This window comes from Stenotrophomonas sp. SMYL8, assembly GCF_036320065.1.
Classification (GTDB): domain Bacteria; phylum Pseudomonadota; class Gammaproteobacteria; order Xanthomonadales; family Xanthomonadaceae; genus Stenotrophomonas; species Stenotrophomonas maltophilia_A.
Window position 1 is genome coordinate 157511 of record NZ_JAWIRR010000002.1, and the last position, 17755, is coordinate 175265.

A 17755-nucleotide genomic window follows, 5' to 3' on the forward strand; every position below is an offset into this window, starting at 1 on the left:
AGGGTTCAAGCACTTGCCGGATGGGATGGCGCGCAACCCACCCTCGGCGTGGCAATCAATCGCGGGCGCGCAGATGCAGGCTGCCGTCGGCGGCGGTCTGCACCTGGACCGGCAGGATCTCCGGCAACAGCGCGACCGCCGTCTCGGCACGATCGGCATCGAACACACCCGACACCTGCAGCGGACCCAGTGCCGGGTCGTCCAGCACGATCGGACGGTCGTGATAGCGCTGCAGGATGCGCAGCACCTCGCTCAGTGGCATGCGGTCGAACTGCAGCCGGCCGGTGGTCCAGTCGGCCCGGTCCGGATCCACGGCTTCCGGAGGAGACAGCGACCCCGGCTGGGCCAGCAGGCGCTGCCCCGGTTTCAGCCGCTGCTCGGTGCCGCCGCCATCCACGCTGACACCGACCTCGCCGCGCCACAGCGTGACCTCGCTGAGATCGCCTTGGCGGTCAACATCGAACACCGTGCCGTAGTTGCGTACCTGTACCGGCCCGGCATCGACCTGGAAGCGGCGCCACGCCGAATGCTGCACCTCGAAGCGCGCATGGCCCTGCGCCAGCAGCACCTGCCGCGAACGCAGATGGCGACGGACCTGCAGGTGGGTTCCCGCGTCGAGCAGCACGCGGCTGCCGTCCGGCAGCTCGATGTCGCGGCGCTCGCCGACGGCGGTCTGGTAGTCACGCACCTGCCAGGCCGGGTCGGTCAACAGCAGCGCTCCGGCCGCAAGCAACAGCACCGGCAGTACCCGTTTTGCGCCAGATCCGCCGCGCCGCCGCTGCAACTGCTCCGGGCCTGGCAACGGGAAACGCTCCTTCAGTGCCTCCCGGTGCTGATCGAGCGTGTCCTCGGCGGACGGTTCGGCGGGCGCCGACGGCGGTGCCGGATCGGGTGATGCAGGGCTCACCGCAGCGCACCGTGCAGCCGGCAGTCGGCCATGGCCAGGCGCAGATGACGTTCCACTGCCTTCAGGCCGATGCCCATCCGCTGCGCCACCTCGGCCTGGGGCAGCTCGTGGATCTTGTGCAGGATGAACACCTGCTGCCGCCGGCAGGGCATGCGCTCGATGCTGGTGGTCAGCCGCTGCAGCGCCTGCTGGCCCTGCGCCTGGCGCTCGGGTCCGGGGCGCTCGCAGGCGCCTTCGGGAAGCTCGGCGCGGGGCTCCACCCAGTGCCGGCGCAGGTCCTCGGCGCGGCAGCGGTCGACCGCCGCATCGTGGGCGATCCTGCGCAGCAGCGCGATCGGTTGGCGGGCGTCATGCGCGGCCGGGCGTTCCAGCAGGCGCACACAGACATCGTGCACCACTTCGCGGGCCAGCCCGGGCGAGCGGAACCGGCGATGCAGGTAGTCCACCAGTTCCTCGTAGTGGCGCACCAGCGAGGTCACCAGCGGCAGCGCAGGTGGGCGGGGAAGTGTCGGCTGGGACATCCGGACGGGCAGCAAGGGTGAAAGGCGGGTGCCGGGAGGTCATCCCTGCGCAATGACGCAATACTAATGGGAACTGTTCTCGTTTGCCATGCCGCGATCATCATGGCGATTGTTCGCCGCGCCTGGAAAGTGAATCCACGATCATCGGCTGGAGCGCAGAATCGCCCACGGCTAGCCTGCCTGCAGGCTCAAGGAGGTGGACCATGCATGTGCTTCTGGTGATGGTGGGTGGCGTCGTGCTGCTTGGGGTGTTCCTGCTGTTCGGACGGCTGTGGAGCGTGGGTACCTCACAGCTGCCCACGGCCCTGATCGCATTCGTTGCCACCTGGCTGCTGGTGACGGTGGCCAACCTGTGGGTGGGGGTCAGCAAGGCCGGCTACGGGATACGTGAAGAACTGCCGATCCTGCTGCTGGTGTTCGCGGTGCCGGCCCTGCTGGCCGGTCTGCTCTACTGGCGCCTGGCGCGCTGAAGGACAGCCATGAGTACACGACTGCGATTGCCGGCCCTGCGCCAGCGCGACGGCCACCATGCGCGCGTGACCTACGAAGAGCTGTTCTTCGACCTGGTCTACGTGTTCGCGGTCACCCAGCTCAGCCACCACCTGCTGCATCACCTGGATCTGGCCGGCGTGCTGCAGACCCTGGTGCTGTGGTTTGCGGTGTGGCTGGGCTGGCAGTACGCCTGCTGGGTCAGCAACTGGTTCGATCCGGAAGCACCGCGCATCCGCGGCCTGCTGTTCGCCACCATGCTGCTGGCCTTGTTGATGTCCTCGTCCATTCCCGAGGCCTTCGCCGACCGTGCCTGGGTGTTTGCCGGGGCCTACGCCACCATGCAGGTCGGGCGTACCGCCTTCGTGCTGCTGGAGGTCGGTCGCACGCATCCACTGGCACCGAACTTCCGTCGCATGCTGGCCTGGGTGAGCGTGTCGGCCTGCTTCTGGCTGGCAGGTGCGGCATCCGAGGGCAATGCGCGGTTGGCGCTGTGGGCGGTGGCGGTGGCGTGCGAGTACGTCTCACCGATGTTCGGCTTCGCGTTCCCGGGGCTGGGCCGTTCGCACACCCGTGAGTGGACCATCGAAGGCGGGCACCTGGCCGAGCGCTGCCAGCTGTTCGTCATCGTCGCACTGGGCGAGACGTTGCTGGCCACCGGTGGCGTGCTCAGCGAGGTCGAACAGTGGAGCGGGGCAGTGGTGTCGGCGGTGCTGGCAACGTTCGCCGGCACGATCGCCATGTGGTGGCTGTACTTCGGCATCTCCAGCCGCGACGCCACCGAGGCCATCAGCCATGCCGAAGACCCGGGCCGGATGGGCGCCAACTTCCACTATGTGCACGCGTTGCTGATCGCAGGGATCATCGCTACGGCGGTGGGCAATGACCTGGTCATGGACCACCCGCACGCTGCGGTGACGTCGGTGTATGCGGCCGTGCTGGTGGCCGGCCCGTTGATCTACCTGCTGGGCAGCGCGCTGTACAAGCGGGTGGTGTACGGGCGCGCACCGTACTCGCATCTGATCGGCGCGGTGGCGCTGGGCGTGCTGGGCGTGGTGTTGCCGCAGACCCATCTGTTGGCCGCTGGCTGGTTGACCAGTGCGGTGCTGCTGGCGGTGGGGTTGATGGATACGCGGTTGAAGCAGCGCCTGCAACGGGCGTGATCAGCCCTCTGCCGGGTACAGTCGAATGTTGGTCGACTGCTCTTCCACAAGGTTGTGGAAAATCCCGCGCTGCGGGCGATAGTCGACTGACAGTCGACTCTACCGCCGCCCTCTACTGTCTGAGGTGACCTGGTCGAGCGCGGCGGCCATTGCCGCAAGTTTGCCGACCGTGTTGAGGTTGCGGGCGGTGCCTTGCTGGGCACAGGGAATCCGCAGGCGTGAGTCGGCCATGCCGTCGCCATAGTGGACGAAGATCTCGCGGGTACCCAGCACCAGCTGCTCATCGCGCAGGCCGGTCACCCCGGTCAAGGGATTCGTGGGCAGTGCCTCATCCACGAACAGCGCGACCACACGATTGCCGGCGGCGTGCGGGAACGGATTGCCGGCGGCAACCGCTGCGATCTCGGCTGCCGAGCGCACCAGTACACCCACCGGTTTTCCTGCATAGGCCTGCAGCCGTTGGCCAAGGGCTTTCCGCACGCCGGCTTCGTCAAGTCCGCTGCGGAACACCACGTTGCCGCTGGCGATATAGGTGCGCACGTCGGTGAAGCCGGCGTCTTCGCACATCGCCACCAGTTCAACCATCGGCAGCTTGCCGGTACCTCCGACATTGACTGCTCGCAGCAGTGCGACATGCACGCTCATGGGGAACCTGCCTGCAGGCGGTCGTACATCCGCACCAGGTCGACCAGCGTACGCGCCCCCATCTTGCGCATCACCTGCGCGCGGCGCACTTTCACCGTGATCTCGCTGACGCCGAGATCGCCGGCGATCTGCTTGTTGAGGCGGCCACGCACCACACCGTCGACCACCTCGCGCTCGCCGGCGTTGAGGGTGTTCCAGCGCTGCTGCAGGGCATCGAGTGCCTCGCCGTCACGGCGGCGCTGGCGGTCGATCTCGATGCCTTTGTGGATCGCATCCAGCAGTTCCTGGTCACGGAACGGCTTGGTCAGGAACTCGATGGCGCCGTCCTTGATCGCATTGACACCCATCGCGATGTCGCCGTGGCCGGTGATGAACACCACCGGCAGCTGCAGGCCGTGGCTGCCCATCGTGCGATGGAACTCCAGCCCGCTCTGGCCCGGCATGCGTACGTCCAGCACCAGGCAGGCCGGCGCATCTTCCAGCTCATGTTCGAGGAACGCCTGGGTGGAGGCGAAGGCCCGCACCTGCAGGCCCATCGAGGCCAGCAGGTCTTCCAACGCGGCGCGCACCGACGGATCGTCGTCGATCACGTAGACGATGGGCGCTGGATCGGCGGCGGGTGCAGCGGGCTTACGCATGAGGGCGTTCCGTGGCGATGGGCAGGTCGAACACAAAGCAGGCGCCGCCACCTGCCGGCCGCTCAGCGCGGATCTGGCCGTCGTTGGCCTCGATCATCGAACGGCTCAGGCTGAGACCGAGACCCAGCCCGTGTGATTTGGTGGTCCAGAACGCATCGAACACACGCTCAGGATGGTCGATTGGCAAGCCGACACCGCGGTCACGCACGCTGAGGCTGATCCGCTGTCCGTCGCGTTGGGTCAACAGGGACAGGCGTCGATCGGCAGCCGGCACTGCTTCCATCGCGTCCACCGCATTGAGGATCAGGTTGCCGATCACCTGCTGCACCTGCACGCGATCGGCTTGCACCAGCGGCAGGTCGGCATCGAGCAGCAGGGCCACGGCCACGCCGTGCTGGTCCAGCTCGCTGCGCGACAGCGCCAGCATTTCCTCCACCGCCTGGTTCAGGTCAAACGCGCGTCGTTCCGGTGCAGCACCCTGGGTCAGGCCGCGGATACGGGCGATCACGTCACCGGCGCGGTGCGCGTCGGCCAGGATGCGGGCCACGGTCTGCCGTGCCTTGTCCACGTTCGGTGGGTCCTGTGCCAGCCAGCGCTGGCAGGCTTCGGCGCTGCTGGCGATGGCCGCCAGCGGCTGGTTCACTTCATGTGCGATGGAGGTGGTCAGCTCGCCCACGGTCGATGCGCGCGCCACTCGCAGCAGGCGGCCCTGTGCCTCCTGCACTGCGGCTTTGGCCGCTTCCATCTTCAACGCCAGGTAGGTGGTGATGCCGATCACCAGCATGCCGATCACCGAGTTGACCAGGCCGATGCGGTAGGTGCCGAAGCGGGTGAGGAAGAAGCTCAGGGCGGTGAGTGCGATGCAGGCGATGGCCAGGCTGATCAGTCCGCGCGCGGCGAGTACGCGCGATGCGGCGAGGATGACCGCTGCGTAGAAGCAGGCCGCCGCCACGGCGTAGTCGGTGACGGTATCGATCAGGAAGATCGCCGCCATCACGACGATCAGGGCCAGCAGCACCAGCGGGCGGCGGGGCGACAGCGATGGCATCGGAACGGCTCCCGGGCGTGGGGGGAAAGGATAGCAAAGCCGCCTTGGGTGGATGCGGGCACCCACCAAAGCGATGCCTGGTAGTGCCGGCCGCTGGCCGGCAGCTGCAGGATCGTCCCGGAGATCATGAGGTTGGCGGGCAGCGGGCGGGCCTACCCCGGGCTGTGGCGGCCCGCGTCGGCACAGACCAATGTGGTGCATGCGGGCTGTTGGTAGATGCCGACCTTGGTCGGCAGGCTCTGGCAGCAGTCGTGGCATCTGAGGGTTCTGTGCCGACCAAGGTCGGCACCTACCAAGCGGTGCACGATGTTGCCGGCCAGCGGCCGGCACTACTCCTCCAGGCTGGCGTTCCAGAACCCCTGCAACACCCCGGGCGTGGTCGCCAGCGTGGCCAGAACCGCATCCAGTTCACCGGCATCGACGGTGGTGGCATACAACACCGCTTCGATCTCGACATCACGCTCGCCGAACGGGCGCTGGTCCACCGCGCGCACCGGGTAGTGCGCCTGTTCCAGCAGCAGCAACAGCTGGTCCAGTACCTCGGCCTGCTGCTCACGCTGGCAGACCACGTTGATCGCATAAGTCGCTTCGCTGAACGCTTCCGGCAGTGGCTGCCGCTGGATGCGGTTCACTACCGGCCGCAGCAGGGTATTGGCGGCCAGCACGAACACGGCCGCCAGCACCGCCTCCGGCAGCAGCTTGATACCCGCACAGGCGCCAACCGCCGCCGAGCCCCATAAGGTGGCCGCGGTGTTCAGGCCGGACACCTGCGCACCGTCCTTCATGATCGCGCCGGCACCGAGGAAGCCCACACCGGAGATCACATAGGCCACCACATGCAGCGGCGACGGCGGACCGCCGTACAGGTCATGGAAGCGCACAGCGAGGTCCACGAACACTGCGGCGCCCACCGCCACCAGGGTATTGGTGCGCAGGCCGGCAGTGCGTTGGCGCAGCTGCCGCTCCAGGCCGATGACGGTGCCAAGCACGAACGCCACCGACAGGCTGATCAGCGAGCTCAGGGTCGCGCCGGCGTTGAACGCCGGCAGGTTCGGATTGATGTCCATTGTGTTTCTCCCTGGACCAGGCGGCGGGCGCTTACTGCCAGCCGTAACGACGGATGTAGATCTTCTTCAGCACGGTGGTCAGCACCGCGTAGCCGAACAGGATCGCCACCAGGAACGGCCAGTAGCCGGTCGGCAGGGCCTGCAGCTTGAAGTAGCCAGCCAGCGGGCTCATCGGCAGGGCCACGCCGATGGCCATGATCAGGCCGGTCATCACCAGCAGCGGCGGCGCGGCGATGCTCTGCAGGAACGGCACCTTCGGTGTACGGATCATGTGCACGATCAGGGTCTGGGTCAGCAGGCCCACCACGAACCAGCCGGACTGGAACAGGCCCTGGTCGGCGGGTGTGCGCGCATCGAACACGTACCACATCAGCGCGAAGCAGCTCAGGTCGAAGATCGAGCTGATCGGCCCGAAGAACACCATGAAGCGTCCAATGTCTGCCGGGTTCCACTTCAGCGGCTTGCGCACCAGCTCCTCGTCCACGTTGTCGAACGGAATGGCGATCTGCGAGATGTCGTACAGCAGGTTCTGCACCAGCAGCTGCAGTGGCAGCATCGGCAGGAACGGCAGGAAGGCCGAGGCCACCAGCACCGAGAACACGTTGCCGAAGTTGGAGCTGGCGGTCATGCGGATGTACTTCAGCATGTTGTTGAACGTGCGCCGGCCCTGGATGACACCTTCCTCCAGCACCATCAGGTTCTTTTCCAGCAGGATGATGTCGGCCGCCTCCTTGGCGATGTCCACCGCGCTGTCCACGCTGATGCCGATGTCGGCCGCGCGCAGTGCCGGCGCATCATTGATGCCATCGCCGAGGAAACCGACCACTTTGCCCTGCGCACGCAGCTCGCGCACCAGGCGCTCCTTGTGCAGCGGGGTCAGGCGAGCAAACACGCGGTGGTGGTGCAGCGCCCGCGACAGGGTGCCGTCGTCCATGCGCTCGATCTGCGGTCCGGTCAGGATGGTGTCCGCCTCCAGCCCGACCTGGGCGCAGACGCGGGCGGTGACCAGCTCGTTGTCGCCGGTGAATACCTTCACCTCTACGCCATGCGCGGCCAGCGCCTGCAGCGCCTGTGCAGCCGATTCCTTCGGCGGGTCCAGGAAGGCCACGTAGCCGACCAGGGTCAGCCCGCATTCGTCGGCCTGCGAATACACGGTCTGGCTGGCGGCGGTTTCCTTCATCGCCACTGCCACCACACGCAGGCCCTGTTCGTTCAGTTCCTCGGTGGTCTGCCGCACGCGCGCCAGCCGCTGCTCATCCAACGGCTTGTCCTCGCCGTTCTCGCGCACCGTGCTGCACACCGCCAGCATTTCTTCCACTGCTCCCTTGCAGATCAGCTCATGGTGGTCCTCGCGTTCGGACACCACCACCGACATGCGGCGGCGCTCGAAGTCGAACGGAATCTCATCCACCTTGCGGTAGTCCTGCGACAGCCGCAGCGAGCTCTGCAGCTCCACGTGCTCCAGCACCGCACGGTCGAGCAGGTTGATCAGCCCGGTCTGGAAATGGCTGTTGAGGTAGGCAAACTTCAGCACCTCCTCCGAATCGTGACCGAACACATCGGTGTGCCGTTCCAGCGCGATCTTGTCCTGGGTGAGGGTGCCGGTCTTGTCGGTGCACAGCACCTCCATCGCACCGAAGTTCTGGATCGCATCCAGACGCTTGACGATCACCTTGCGCCGCGACAGCAGCACCGCACCCTTGGCCAGGGTGGAGGTGACAATCATCGGCAGCATTTCCGGGGTCAGGCCCACCGCCACCGACAGCGCGAACAGGAACGCCTCGGTCCAGTCGCCCTTGGTCCAGCCGTTGATCAGCAGCACGAACGGCACCATCACCAACGCGAAGCGGATCAGCAGCCAGCTGACACTGTTGACGCCGGCCTGGAACGCGGTGGGCGCACGGTCGGTGGCGGTGCTGCGCTGGGCCAGGGTGCCGAAGTAGGTGCGGTTGCCGGTGGCCAGCACCACGGCGGTGGCGGTGCCGGACACCACATTGGTGCCCATGAACAACAGGTTGTGCTGCTCCAGCAGACCGGCCAGGCCATCGCCCGGGTGCGCGAACTTCTCCACCGGCAGCGACTCGCCGGTCATCGCTGCCTGCGCCACGAACAGGTCCTTGGCCGTCAGCACGCGGCAGTCGGCCGGAATCATGTCGCCGGCCGACAGCACGATGTGATCACCGGGCACCAGCTCACGGATCGGCAGGTCCAGCAGCCGCGCCGGACGACGGCTGTGCAGGTGCGCACCGAAGTACTGGTCGGCCACATCGGCGGCCTCGGTGCCTGGATTGCGGCGCAGCACGCGCGCGGTGTTGCCGACCAGTGCCTTCAGCCGCTCGGCGGCACGGTTGGAACGGCCTTCCTGCACAAAACGGATCAGCGTGGACAGCAGCACCATCGCGCCGATCACGATCGTGGCCTTGATGTCCTCGGTCAGCCAGGACACCGCCGCCAGTACGGTCAGCAGCAGGTTGAACGGGTTGCGGTAGCACTGCCACAGATGACGCCACCACGGCAGCGGCTTTTCGTGATCCACCTCGTTGGGGCCGAGCGTGGCCAGCCGCTCCTCGGCCTCGTGCGGGCTGAGGCCATCGACGTGCGAGTCGAGCGCAGCCAGCAGGCGCGGCTCGTCCAGCTGCGACAGGGTGACCAGGCCGGTGGTGAGTGCGAACGGTGCGGCCTCGGCGCTGCCCGGGCCAAAGCCGGCTTCGGGCATGGCGCGACGACCGAACAGGTTGCCTGCGCGACGGCTGCGCAGGAATGCATTGAACCAGGCGTTGAGCAGGCTCATGGGAACTCCTTGAATGTCAGAGCCGGCCGCGGCCGGAACACGAACGGAACGGATGCAACGGTTCAGGCGTGGCGCATCGCCAGCACCGCCGGTGACCACGGCTGCATGTGCAGGCGCTGGCTGCCGCCGATGCACAGCGGCTTCATCGCGTCGCGAAGGGGGTAGGGCAGATGGCGCAGCACGTTGATGCGTTCGCTGATCGGCAGCAGCGACAGTGCGTCGGCGACCACGCGCGGCGAACCGAGCGACAGCGAACGGGCGAAAACCACGGCGCCGTGCTGCAGCAGGTGGCTGCGCAGGGCGGCAACATCGCGCTCGCCGATCAGGCGGCGCAGGGTGATGTAGAGGATCTTGTAGGACATGGGGGTGATCTCCAGGCAGGCGGCGCCTGGCGATCCCCCGTCACTCAGGCAGGCAGGGACCGGCGGGCAGGCGCCAGGAACAGGCAACAGGCGGGCATATGGGGCGCGGTGCGCCCGGCAGGGTCGGGGTCCATCTGCGTCTCCATGAGGGGAGGGAGCCAGCCAGGGTTGCCCTGGCCAGTGGCGCTATTGTCCGCCCCTGAATGGGGTAGTCCTAGAGGCTCGTGGGTTAGCCCAACTATACCTTGGTATAGCCGGGCAAGCATCGCGCCAATCGATGGCGCATCAAGGGATCAATGCGAGGCACTGGTCTGCTTGCACACGTCGTACTCGCCGCGGCTCAACGTCTTGTTGCGATCGGTGTCGCAGGCGTGCATTCGTTCTGCCCAGTCCGGCGCAACCGCATCGACTTCGGCGAGGGTGACGATGCCGTCCTTATCCTTGTCCAGCGATTCATAGGCTGGAATCAGCTTCACTTCGGTCACGTCCTCGGCGGCGGTGGCCTTGCTGGCGCCCTGCGTTTTGGAACAACCGCCCAGCAGAATGCCGGCCGAGAGGATGAGGAGAGCGGGAAGGTAGCGGAAACCGGTCATGGCGTGCTCCTGAGGAGGGGGGCACCGGTGTGGTGGCCACGGCCGGATCTTCGGCGGGGGACTGTAAGCCGGTTGCGAAGAATGCAGGCAGGCGTGCACGCAAGTGGGGCGCCGTTCACCGCGATGGCGCCGGTCCCGCGGGTCGGGACCGGCAGACTAGCAATCGTTTCAAATGCGTAGGACATGTCCGGCTTTTGCAACTTTTCGCATATCGAGATTGTGATGGGGCCGTGAAAATTCGCGCTCGCCTTTCCCTGCGGGCTCGCCATGCGTCGTCTTCTCTCATTGATTCTGTTGGTCATCCTGTCTGGCAGCGCGCACGCATCCACACCCCAGATCAACGTAGGCGTGCTGTTCGACTATCTGCAGCCCACGCACAGCAACCTGCTCAAGCGCATCCGCAACACCGGTGACGCCACGGCTTACGTGCGGGTTGAAGTCACCCAGATGCACTTCGATGCAGACGGCAAGGCCAGCGAAACGCCGGTGGATACCACCGCGTTGGTCCGCAATACGCCGGATGCCCAAGGCGTCATTGCCAGCCCCAGCCGCCTGATCATCGCGGGCAATGGACAGCAGGCTACGCGCCTGGTGTATCGCGGTGCGCGTGACCAGGAGCGCTACTACCGGTTGCGCTTCATCCCGGTGGCGCCGACAGCCGAGGAATTCTCGCTAAGCGAAGACCAGGCCCTGGAGGCAGCCGAGCTCACCTCGGCCATCCGCGTGTTCACCGGCTACGGCACGATCTTCTTCGTCGCGCCGGAGAACCCGCACTACGACACGCTCATCGAGCAACAGCAGGTGCGCAATCGCGGCAACGCCACCGTGGTGCTGGACAACCTGCGCCAGTGCGAGCGCGACCGCCCCGATACCTGCACGCCGGGAATCATCGCCCATGTGCGTCCTGGCAACCGCTACGCGCTGCAGGCCGCCGATCATCAGTTCCTGCGTTTCGAGCTTCGCGAAGGCGACAGCCAGCGCAGCATCGACTCGCGCCGCTAGGCAACGGCCCTATCAATGGATCTATCCCGAATGGGCCTGCCGGGCGCCCGCTGGGATTGCTTTGCCCATGCCTGGCACCTTGATTTCCACCCTTGAACCTGGAGTGCATCCATGTCCCTGAAGACCACCCTGCTGGCAGCGGCCACCGCCCTGCTGATCACCCCGGCCGTTACGCTGGCCGCCACCGAAACCAAGTCGATCACCATCAATGTCACTGCCGACGTACCAAACTCAGCTGGCCTGCAGGTGTCCACCCCGGACGGCTGGGAAGGCCTGCCGCAGAACCTGCCGTGGGATACCGCCCGTCAGACCCTGGGCGATCTGACCGGCCGCGTCATCAACATCAAGTCGCCGGCGGCGATCAGTGCCTATCTGTCGGCACCGGCGCAGATGGCATCGGCCGCCGACGTGGTCGACCTGGCAGTGAAGCTGGACAACGTGGTGGTGCCGGCCACCTCGGCCGCCAAGATAACGGTGGCCAATGCCGCACAGGCCGCGGCCGGCAAGTCGTTGGCGTTTGCCATTGCCCCCACCGTGCCGACCGATGGCTACAAGCAGGGCAGCTACGGCGGCCAGTTCCACATGATCTTCGAAAGCGACATCTGACGATCATGCAGCTTCGAGCCCTTCCTACCGCGTCGGCGATGCGGGGGGAGGGCACTGGTATCCGCCCATGAGACTTCCCCTCGCTCCCGCATATCCGGCCCTTGCGCGATTGGCTGCTGGTATCGGCGCCGTGGTGTTTGCCGCGTCCAGCCATGCCGCCGGTCTTGCGCTGGGTGAACTGCCCAGCCTGCTGGAGCAGCGCGAGCGCATGCCTGCGGAGTTCCGCGAGCATCTGTTCGGCAACCCGCTCACCGTGCGGGTGGAGCTGGACGGGCGCTACCTGGGGGACGCCGAGGTGCTGCTGCACGAAGACAATCGTGTGCAGCTGATCGGCTTTGGCGAAGCGCATGACAGCCCGCTTCCGCAGACGGAGCGGGCGCGCTGGGCCGAGACGCTGGCCGAGCCGATGGCGCTGGGCGTGTGCCGCCAGCAATGCCGGGGCCTGGCAGCGTTGCACTACAGCCTGTCCAATTCCCTGCTCAGCCTGTTGACCCAAGCAGGCGCGCACAAGGAAGGACGCCACGTCGCGCTGCCGGAGCGCGGCAGCCATGGACTGGTCGTTCGCAACAGCGTGGCCGTGCATGGCGGCGAGGAGCAACAGACGTCCGCACGCTACAGCGCCGAGCTGCGTGGCAGTGTTGGCCGCTGGAGCACGGTCGGCAGCTACCAGTATTACGCCCAGCCGGGCAGCCGCGAGCACTATCTCAGTGCCCTGTATGCGCAGCGCGAGCTGGGCGACCATTTCGTGCGTGCGGGCTACTTCCTGCCCACCTTCGAAGGCATCATCCGCCAGCCGCGCGCACCCGGCACGCAGAACGATACCGCGCTGGGCTTCATGCTCGGCTCGTCGGACGTGCTGCTGGCCGACACGCGCAGCCCCAGTGTGTACCCGGTCTATGTCACGGCCAGCCGCGAAGGCGTGGTGGAGATCCTGCGCGACGGCAATCTGCTGTCCACGCAGGCCGTCAAGCCGGGCATCCAGGAAATCGACACCCGCCGTCTGCCCGGTGGCATCTACGACGTGGAACTGCGGGTCATCGAGGATGGCCACGAGGCCTCGCGTGAGATCGCGTCGATCCACAAACCAAGTCGTTGGAGCGACCCCAGCCGCCGCTGGCGCTACAGCGTGTTCGCCGGTCAACAGCGTGGCCTGCTCGATAGCGGCCGCTCAGCGCAGGAGAGCAAGGTCGCCGCAGGTGCGGTGGTCAATTACCTGGTGCACCCCCGTGCTGTGGCCGGTGCCACGGTGCAGCAGATCGGCACGCGTCACGCGGCTGGGCTGTCGATGGACTGGCAGGCCAGCGATCGCTTCAGCACCTACACCAATGTCTACACGTCCAGCGACGCCGGGCGCGGTGTGGACCTGCAGGGCCTGTACCGTTACCGCGCCGGTTCGGTGGTGGCCAACCATGCGCGCAGCTGGGCCGAACAACGCCAGCGCGTCCTGCCCGGTGACGGCTCGGCGCCGCGCTGGGAAACCCGTGGCGGCTGGCAGGACACAACTGCCGTGTCGATCACCCATCGCTTCAGTCATCGCGACAACGCCAGCGTGCGGGTAGCGCGCAGCTCGGGCATCACCAAAGGCACCGGCATCGATGTGTCCTATGGGCGCCGGGAGACCCTGTTCGGCAGGCACGACGTGAGCTGGCGGGTTTCGGCCTACGACCGCCCCGGCAGCCCCTTCACCCACTACCGCCGCCAGCGCGGTGTCGACCTGACCGTCAGCGTATCGCTGGGCAGCGAGCGCCGCAGCTACAGCGGCAGCCTGGGCAGCCGTACCGGCGAGGCCGGCCAGCGCGATACCTATGTCAGTGCGGCTGCCACTCAGCGTGTGGACGGCAAGCTGCTGCAGAGCGTGAACGGCATGATCAGTGCCGAGCGCAGCGGCATCGGCGCAGGCGCGGGTGCCTATCTGCAGAGTTCGCTGCTGGAAGGCGATGTGCAGTTGTACCGGGGCGCGGGCGCGGGCCACGTGAGTGGCAGCGCCAACCTGGACAGTACGCTGGTGATTGGCGGTGGCCGAGCAGCGGTGCTTGGCCAGGGCCGCAGTGGCAGCGTGGATACCGGCATCATCGTCGACGTGCGCAGCGACTACCCCGACGTGATGCTGCGCGGCGACGACAGCCGGGGCGGAGGCGTGGAACTGAAGCCGGGGCGCAACTTCGTGCCGGTGACTGCCTACCGCGCGGGCCACGTGCAGTTTGATTTCCAGGGCCGCCATGCACCCGCGGCCACGCTGCAACCGGCAACCATCAGCTACCACCTCAACAAGGGTGGAGTGATGCACGCCACCGTGGATGTGCTTCGCACGTTCACCGTAATGGGCCAGGTGCAGGATGCCGACGGCAACGGCGTGCGCGGTGTGCAGGTGATCAACCATGCAGGCCGCAGCGTCAGCCAGGAGGAAGGCTTCTTCACATTGGAGCTGAGTGCGCGCGCGCCGGTGCTGGAACTGCGCTACCCGAATCAGATCAGCTGCGTGCTGACGATGGAGGAGGGGCGCTATCCGCGAGAAGGCGATGTGCTGATGGTGGGGGGCGTTGGCTGCCCAGCACCCCTTGCTGGCCCGTGAGTAATCCGCTGAGAGACCACTCCATGTCCATGATTGAACGCTTCATTTCCGCTTTGTCACCGTGTGGTCTGCTTGTGCGGGCGAGTGGGCTCCTGGTCGTGCTGATGGCCTCGGCGGGAGCCGCCGAGTTACAGATCAGGGCGGAGTTTCGTCCAAGCGCCTTGGACCCTTCGCACAATCGGTTCGTTAACACTACGCCCCAGTCTGGCTACTGCGCACAGCATTCGAGCTACTGCAGAGTTGGCGACTTCACGATCGACACCGGGATGAACGTGAGCCAGCGGCGCCTGTTTGGCGGTGGCGAGGATCCGCGCGAAAAATGGTACCTGTCAGTTGACGGAAACTGGCGTGATGTAGTCGTGCACAACGCGAACAACCACGAGCTGAGGGCCCGGCTACGTCTGTTCCTGATCGGCATGCAATGGGGCTTGCCATCTGATGGCACCGCGCCCGGTGCATACGGAGCAGCCACTGGCGGCTGCCGTGGTCGACTGGGTGTTGGTGGTGGTTCATGGTATCGGTATGCGTGGGGTATTCCGGAAGGCAATCCTGTCTGTGTGAGGAGCCCAAGGGCAACCACCGATCGAGTTGCGAACTATCTGAACTTCTCGATTGGCTATCACCTTGAAGCGCCCAACCCGCTTCAGGCCCAGGACGGTCAGTACACCGGAAGCGTGACTTACACGGTTGGCAATGGGCAGCAGATCGATCTTGGTCAGGGTGACTACTCGGATTCAGAGCTGACACTGAAGCTGCAGCTGAACGTATCCCACGATTTCCACGTCCGATTCTCTAGCGAATCCCCCAGCGTGAAACTGGCGCCAGATGGAGGTTGGAAAAAATGGATGGACCAAGGCCTTCCACCGGCACGCCTGCGTCAGGAACTGACGTTCCGCCTTACCACGTCAAGGAACCTGAGCTTGAAGCTACGCTGCGAGCATGAGGCCGACGATCGTTGCGGAATCCGCAATCTGCGCGACGACATGGTGGTGCCGGTGGATGTGGACGTGACCATTCCCGGCATGAGCAATGTGGGTGACGGGCGTCCGGCACAGGACACGCCGTTGCTGCCGGATGATGGACGAGCGCCACGCTTCACGCCTGATGGCTACTTGATAGAGCGGCGTTCTACGCTGCGCTTCACCGCCGGTCGTGATGCGGTGATGGAGATGCTGAAGTCACCTGGTTCGCACTGGGCAGGCAACATGACCGTGGTGTTTGATGCCAATCCGTGACGAGGGGGCAGCTGGCATGGGTAGAGTCGACTGTCAGTCGACTCTGCCTGCAATCGCAGGGATGCCGGCCAGCGGCCGGCACTACCTCGTGCTTTCAGAAGTGGTCGGCGAACGCATCCGTGGCGCGCACCAGCGCATCCACCGTCGCCGGCTCGTTCGCGCTGTGGCCGGAGGTCACCATCTCCAGCCTGGCTTCCGGCCAGGCCTTGGCCAGGTCCCAGGCGCTGCGCGGAGGGCAGATGATGTCGTAGCGGCCCTGCACGATCACGCCGGGCAGGTGGCGGATGCGGTCGATGTCGCGCAGCAGCTGGTCCGGTTCCAGGAAGATGCCGTTGCGGAAGTAGTGCGCCTCGATGCGGGCCTTGGCCAACGTATCCAGCGGGTCATCGGTGGACACGGCATCCACGTCGTGCTGCAGGGTGGCGGCGTTGTCCTCCCAGCCCAGCCAGGCCTGCGCGGCGGCGATGCGGGTGGCCTCGTCGGCGCTGTCCAGGCGCGTCCAGTAGGCCGCAATCATGTCGCCACGCTCGGCTTCCGGGATATAGGCTTCGTAGCGGTCCCAACGCTCCGGGAAGATCCAGCGCGCACCACCATTGGCTTCCGCGAACCAGCGGTTTTCCATCTCACGGCCGAGGAACACGCCACGCACGATCAGGCCGGTGGCGCGCTCGGGATGCGCCTGCGCATAGGCCAGCGACAGCGTCGAACCCCACGACCCGCCGTAGACCAGCCAGCGCTCGATGCCCAGGTGCTCGCGCACCTTCTCGATGTCGGCCACCAGATCCTGCGTGGTGTTGTCGCGCAGCTCGCCTAACGGCGTGGAGCGGCCGCTGCCCCGCTGGTCGATCAAGACGATGCGGTAGCGCGCCGGGTCGAAAAAGCGCCGATGGGTCGGCGAGATGCCGGCGCCCGGTCCACCGTGCAGATACACCACCGGGATCCCTTCCGGCGTGCCGCACTCTTCGATATGCAGGGTGTGCAGATCGCTCACCGGCAGGGTGAACTCGCGGTAGGGCTCGATGGCGGGGTACAGGGTACGCATGGGGATGCTCACAAACAGGGGCGGCCAGCATAGCGCCGCAGCTCGGTGCCTGCAGTGGCACATGCTTTCGCGGTGCTGGAAATGGGCTGGCCGATGCGCATAAGCTTCCGCGATGCAAGCGACCACGACAGGGATGTCCACGCCCGATCCCAGCCTCAGCAGCGGCGCACGCGAGCTGCTGAAGTGGATCGCGCTGCTGACCATGACCGGCGACCACGTGGCAAAAGTGGTCTACGGCGGCTACCTGCCGGCCGTAAGCGAACTGGGGCGCATCGCGTTCCCACTCTTTGCACTGGTAATGGCCTGCAACCTCGCCCAGCCGGGCGCGGACCTGAGCAAGTCGATCCGTCGCCTGGCCGTATGGGGCGTGATCGCGCAACCGCTGCATGCACTGGCCTTCGGTTCCTGGTTGCCGCTCAACATACTGCTTACTTTTGCCCTGGCTGCGGTGGCAGTGCATGCACTGGCCAGCAATCGCCCACTGCTGTTGCTGCTGGCCGCGGGCATGGCGCCGATGCTGGTGGACTACCAATGGGCGGGCGTCGGCTTCGTGCTGCTCGGATGGCTGGCGTTCCGCCATGGTGCGTGGTGGTTGCTGCTGATCGGGCTTGCTGCAGTGTGCTGGGCCAACCACAACGGCTGGGCGTTGCTGGCCGTTCCTGTGTTGCTGTTGGCGGCGCGGGTGCCGTGGCAACTGCCGCGCTGGCGCTGGGCGTTTTATGGATACTACGTGGGGCATCTGGCGGTGCTGGCGTTGATTGCTCATCTGCTTGCGTAATGTCGGAACTGGCATGTGGCATGTCCCTGAATGCCGGATGCGGTCAAGGAATGCGCGATGCCGATGCGGGTGAAGCATGCCGTCATCGGCGTGGTGCAAGTTGTTGAATCTTCGGCTCGATTGTCGATATGCGACAATGCTGCCACTGCGTGAACGTTGCTGTCTTTGCACTTGGGTTGTTGGCGCCTGCCACCCCGTTGTGCTCATGATGGGGTGCCATCGAAAAAGGATGGCCGGGGCCTGGAAACCCCGTTGGTCGCGTGTAGTTTGCGCTCGCCAGCCGGCGTCGCCTTGTG

The 17755-nt window shown here is 66.1% G+C and carries 17 protein-coding genes; 7 read left to right on the top strand and 10 right to left on the bottom strand.

Features of this window, described 5'->3' with window-relative positions; all coding sequences use genetic code 11:
- Positions 1-55 precede the first annotated feature (55 nt).
- A complete protein-coding gene (locus V3B25_RS02780) occupies positions 56-907 on the bottom strand; it encodes a FecR domain-containing protein (protein WP_201116255.1) in 852 nt (283 codons plus the stop codon).
- Entirely contained in the window at positions 904-1428 is a 525-nt protein-coding gene (locus V3B25_RS02785; RefSeq protein ID WP_032129471.1) for an RNA polymerase sigma factor, read from the bottom strand. The genes V3B25_RS02780 and V3B25_RS02785 overlap by 4 nt, the downstream gene beginning before the upstream one ends.
- 203 nt (positions 1429-1631) lie before the next feature.
- Between V3B25_RS02785 and V3B25_RS02790 the strand changes: the two genes are divergently transcribed.
- Positions 1632-1898, top strand: coding sequence for a hypothetical protein (locus V3B25_RS02790; protein WP_201116253.1), 267 nt, complete (start codon positions 1632-1634; stop codon positions 1896-1898).
- A gap of 9 nt (positions 1899-1907) precedes the next feature.
- Complete coding sequence (locus V3B25_RS02795; RefSeq protein WP_329810005.1) at positions 1908-3080, top strand: low temperature requirement protein A; 1173 nt, start codon at positions 1908-1910, stop codon at positions 3078-3080.
- Between the two features lie 99 nt (positions 3081-3179).
- On the opposite strand, the gene V3B25_RS02800 is transcribed toward V3B25_RS02795, so the two are convergent.
- The 7 genes from V3B25_RS02800 to V3B25_RS02830 all read right to left on the bottom strand — a co-directional run bounded on the left by V3B25_RS02800 (position 3180) and on the right by V3B25_RS02830 (position 10224).
- A complete protein-coding gene (locus V3B25_RS02800) occupies positions 3180-3725 on the bottom strand; it encodes a DUF1697 domain-containing protein (protein ID WP_329810006.1) in 546 nt (181 codons plus the stop codon).
- Positions 3722-4363, bottom strand: coding sequence for a response regulator (locus V3B25_RS02805; RefSeq protein ID WP_049462638.1), 642 nt, complete (start codon positions 4361-4363; stop codon positions 3722-3724). Before V3B25_RS02805 ends, V3B25_RS02800 begins: the two co-directional genes overlap by 4 nt.
- Positions 4356-5411 carry an ATP-binding protein gene (locus V3B25_RS02810; protein ID WP_329810007.1) on the bottom strand — a complete coding sequence of 352 codons (1056 nt, stop codon included), beginning with the start codon at positions 5409-5411 and terminating at the stop codon, positions 4356-4358. The genes V3B25_RS02805 and V3B25_RS02810 overlap by 8 nt, the downstream gene beginning before the upstream one ends.
- A 329-nt stretch (positions 5412-5740) precedes the next feature.
- Positions 5741-6478: an MgtC/SapB family protein gene (locus tag V3B25_RS02815; protein WP_012511185.1), complete on the bottom strand. Its 738-nt coding sequence runs from the start codon at positions 6476-6478 to the stop codon at positions 5741-5743.
- Between the two features lie 31 nt (positions 6479-6509).
- A complete protein-coding gene (mgtA, locus tag V3B25_RS02820) occupies positions 6510-9269 on the bottom strand; it encodes a magnesium-translocating P-type ATPase (RefSeq protein ID WP_329810008.1) in 2760 nt (919 codons plus the stop codon).
- A gap of 62 nt (positions 9270-9331) precedes the next feature.
- Positions 9332-9631 (bottom strand): hypothetical protein, encoded by a 300-nt coding sequence (locus V3B25_RS02825; RefSeq protein ID WP_032129479.1) that lies wholly within the window; start codon positions 9629-9631, stop codon positions 9332-9334.
- Between the two features lie 293 nt (positions 9632-9924).
- Positions 9925-10224, bottom strand: coding sequence for a hypothetical protein (locus V3B25_RS02830; RefSeq protein WP_329810010.1), 300 nt, complete (start codon positions 10222-10224; stop codon positions 9925-9927).
- Between the two features lie 267 nt (positions 10225-10491).
- Here V3B25_RS02830 and V3B25_RS02835 point away from each other — a divergent pair, with 267 nt between their 5' ends.
- The 4 genes from V3B25_RS02835 (at position 10492) to V3B25_RS02850 (ending at position 15639) form a co-directional block, all read left to right on the top strand.
- Positions 10492-11226, top strand: a complete 735-nt coding sequence (locus V3B25_RS02835) for a CS1 fimbrial subunit B flags: Precursor (RefSeq protein WP_329810011.1) — start codon at positions 10492-10494, stop codon at positions 11224-11226.
- Between the two features lie 111 nt (positions 11227-11337).
- The gene (locus V3B25_RS02840) at positions 11338-11832 is read left to right on the top strand and encodes a CS1 type fimbrial major subunit (protein WP_201116229.1); all 495 of its coding nucleotides are present in this window, start codon (positions 11338-11340) and stop codon (positions 11830-11832) included.
- 67 nt (positions 11833-11899) lie between these two features.
- Positions 11900-14404 carry a TcfC E-set like domain-containing protein gene (locus tag V3B25_RS02845; RefSeq protein WP_329810012.1) on the top strand — a complete coding sequence of 835 codons (2505 nt, stop codon included), beginning with the start codon at positions 11900-11902 and terminating at the stop codon, positions 14402-14404.
- A gap of 23 nt (positions 14405-14427) precedes the next feature.
- A complete protein-coding gene (locus V3B25_RS02850) occupies positions 14428-15639 on the top strand; it encodes a hypothetical protein (RefSeq protein WP_329810013.1) in 1212 nt (403 codons plus the stop codon).
- Positions 15640-15733: 94 nt separating this feature from the next.
- Here the strand turns inward: V3B25_RS02850 and pip are convergent, their stop codons facing one another.
- Entirely contained in the window at positions 15734-16681 is a 948-nt protein-coding gene (pip, locus tag V3B25_RS02855; RefSeq protein WP_329810014.1) for a prolyl aminopeptidase, read from the bottom strand.
- A gap of 112 nt (positions 16682-16793) precedes the next feature.
- Here pip and V3B25_RS02860 point away from each other — a divergent pair, with 112 nt between their 5' ends.
- On the top strand, positions 16794-17459 hold the full coding sequence (locus tag V3B25_RS02860) for a TraX family protein (RefSeq protein WP_329810015.1): 666 nt from the start codon (positions 16794-16796) through the stop codon (positions 17457-17459).
- The last annotated feature ends 296 nt before the right edge of the window (positions 17460-17755 follow it).

Coding starts and splice junctions, on each gene's coding strand:
- V3B25_RS02860 (WP_329810015.1), top strand. CDS start 16,794: ATGCAAGCGACCACGACAGGGATGTCCACGCCCGATCCCAGCCTCAGC.
- V3B25_RS02795 (WP_329810005.1), top strand. CDS start 1,908: ATGAGTACACGACTGCGATTGCCGGCCCTGCGCCAGCGCGACGGCCAC.
- V3B25_RS02805 (WP_049462638.1), bottom strand. CDS start 4,363: ATGCGTAAGCCCGCTGCACCCGCCGCCGATCCAGCGCCCATCGTCTAC.
- V3B25_RS02835 (WP_329810011.1), top strand. CDS start 10,492: ATGCGTCGTCTTCTCTCATTGATTCTGTTGGTCATCCTGTCTGGCAGC.
- V3B25_RS02790 (WP_201116253.1), top strand. CDS start 1,632: ATGCATGTGCTTCTGGTGATGGTGGGTGGCGTCGTGCTGCTTGGGGTG.
- V3B25_RS02800 (WP_329810006.1), bottom strand. CDS start 3,725: ATGAGCGTGCATGTCGCACTGCTGCGAGCAGTCAATGTCGGAGGTACC.
- V3B25_RS02815 (WP_012511185.1), bottom strand. CDS start 6,478: ATGGACATCAATCCGAACCTGCCGGCGTTCAACGCCGGCGCGACCCTG.
- V3B25_RS02785 (WP_032129471.1), bottom strand. CDS start 1,428: ATGTCCCAGCCGACACTTCCCCGCCCACCTGCGCTGCCGCTGGTGACC.
- V3B25_RS02850 (WP_329810013.1), top strand. CDS start 14,428: ATGTCCATGATTGAACGCTTCATTTCCGCTTTGTCACCGTGTGGTCTG.
- V3B25_RS02810 (WP_329810007.1), bottom strand. CDS start 5,411: ATGCCATCGCTGTCGCCCCGCCGCCCGCTGGTGCTGCTGGCCCTGATC.
- V3B25_RS02825 (WP_032129479.1), bottom strand. CDS start 9,631: ATGTCCTACAAGATCCTCTACATCACCCTGCGCCGCCTGATCGGCGAG.
- pip (WP_329810014.1), bottom strand. CDS start 16,681: ATGCGTACCCTGTACCCCGCCATCGAGCCCTACCGCGAGTTCACCCTG.
- V3B25_RS02845 (WP_329810012.1), top strand. CDS start 11,900: ATGAGACTTCCCCTCGCTCCCGCATATCCGGCCCTTGCGCGATTGGCT.
- mgtA (WP_329810008.1), bottom strand. CDS start 9,269: ATGAGCCTGCTCAACGCCTGGTTCAATGCATTCCTGCGCAGCCGTCGC.
- V3B25_RS02830 (WP_329810010.1), bottom strand. CDS start 10,224: ATGACCGGTTTCCGCTACCTTCCCGCTCTCCTCATCCTCTCGGCCGGC.
- V3B25_RS02840 (WP_201116229.1), top strand. CDS start 11,338: ATGTCCCTGAAGACCACCCTGCTGGCAGCGGCCACCGCCCTGCTGATC.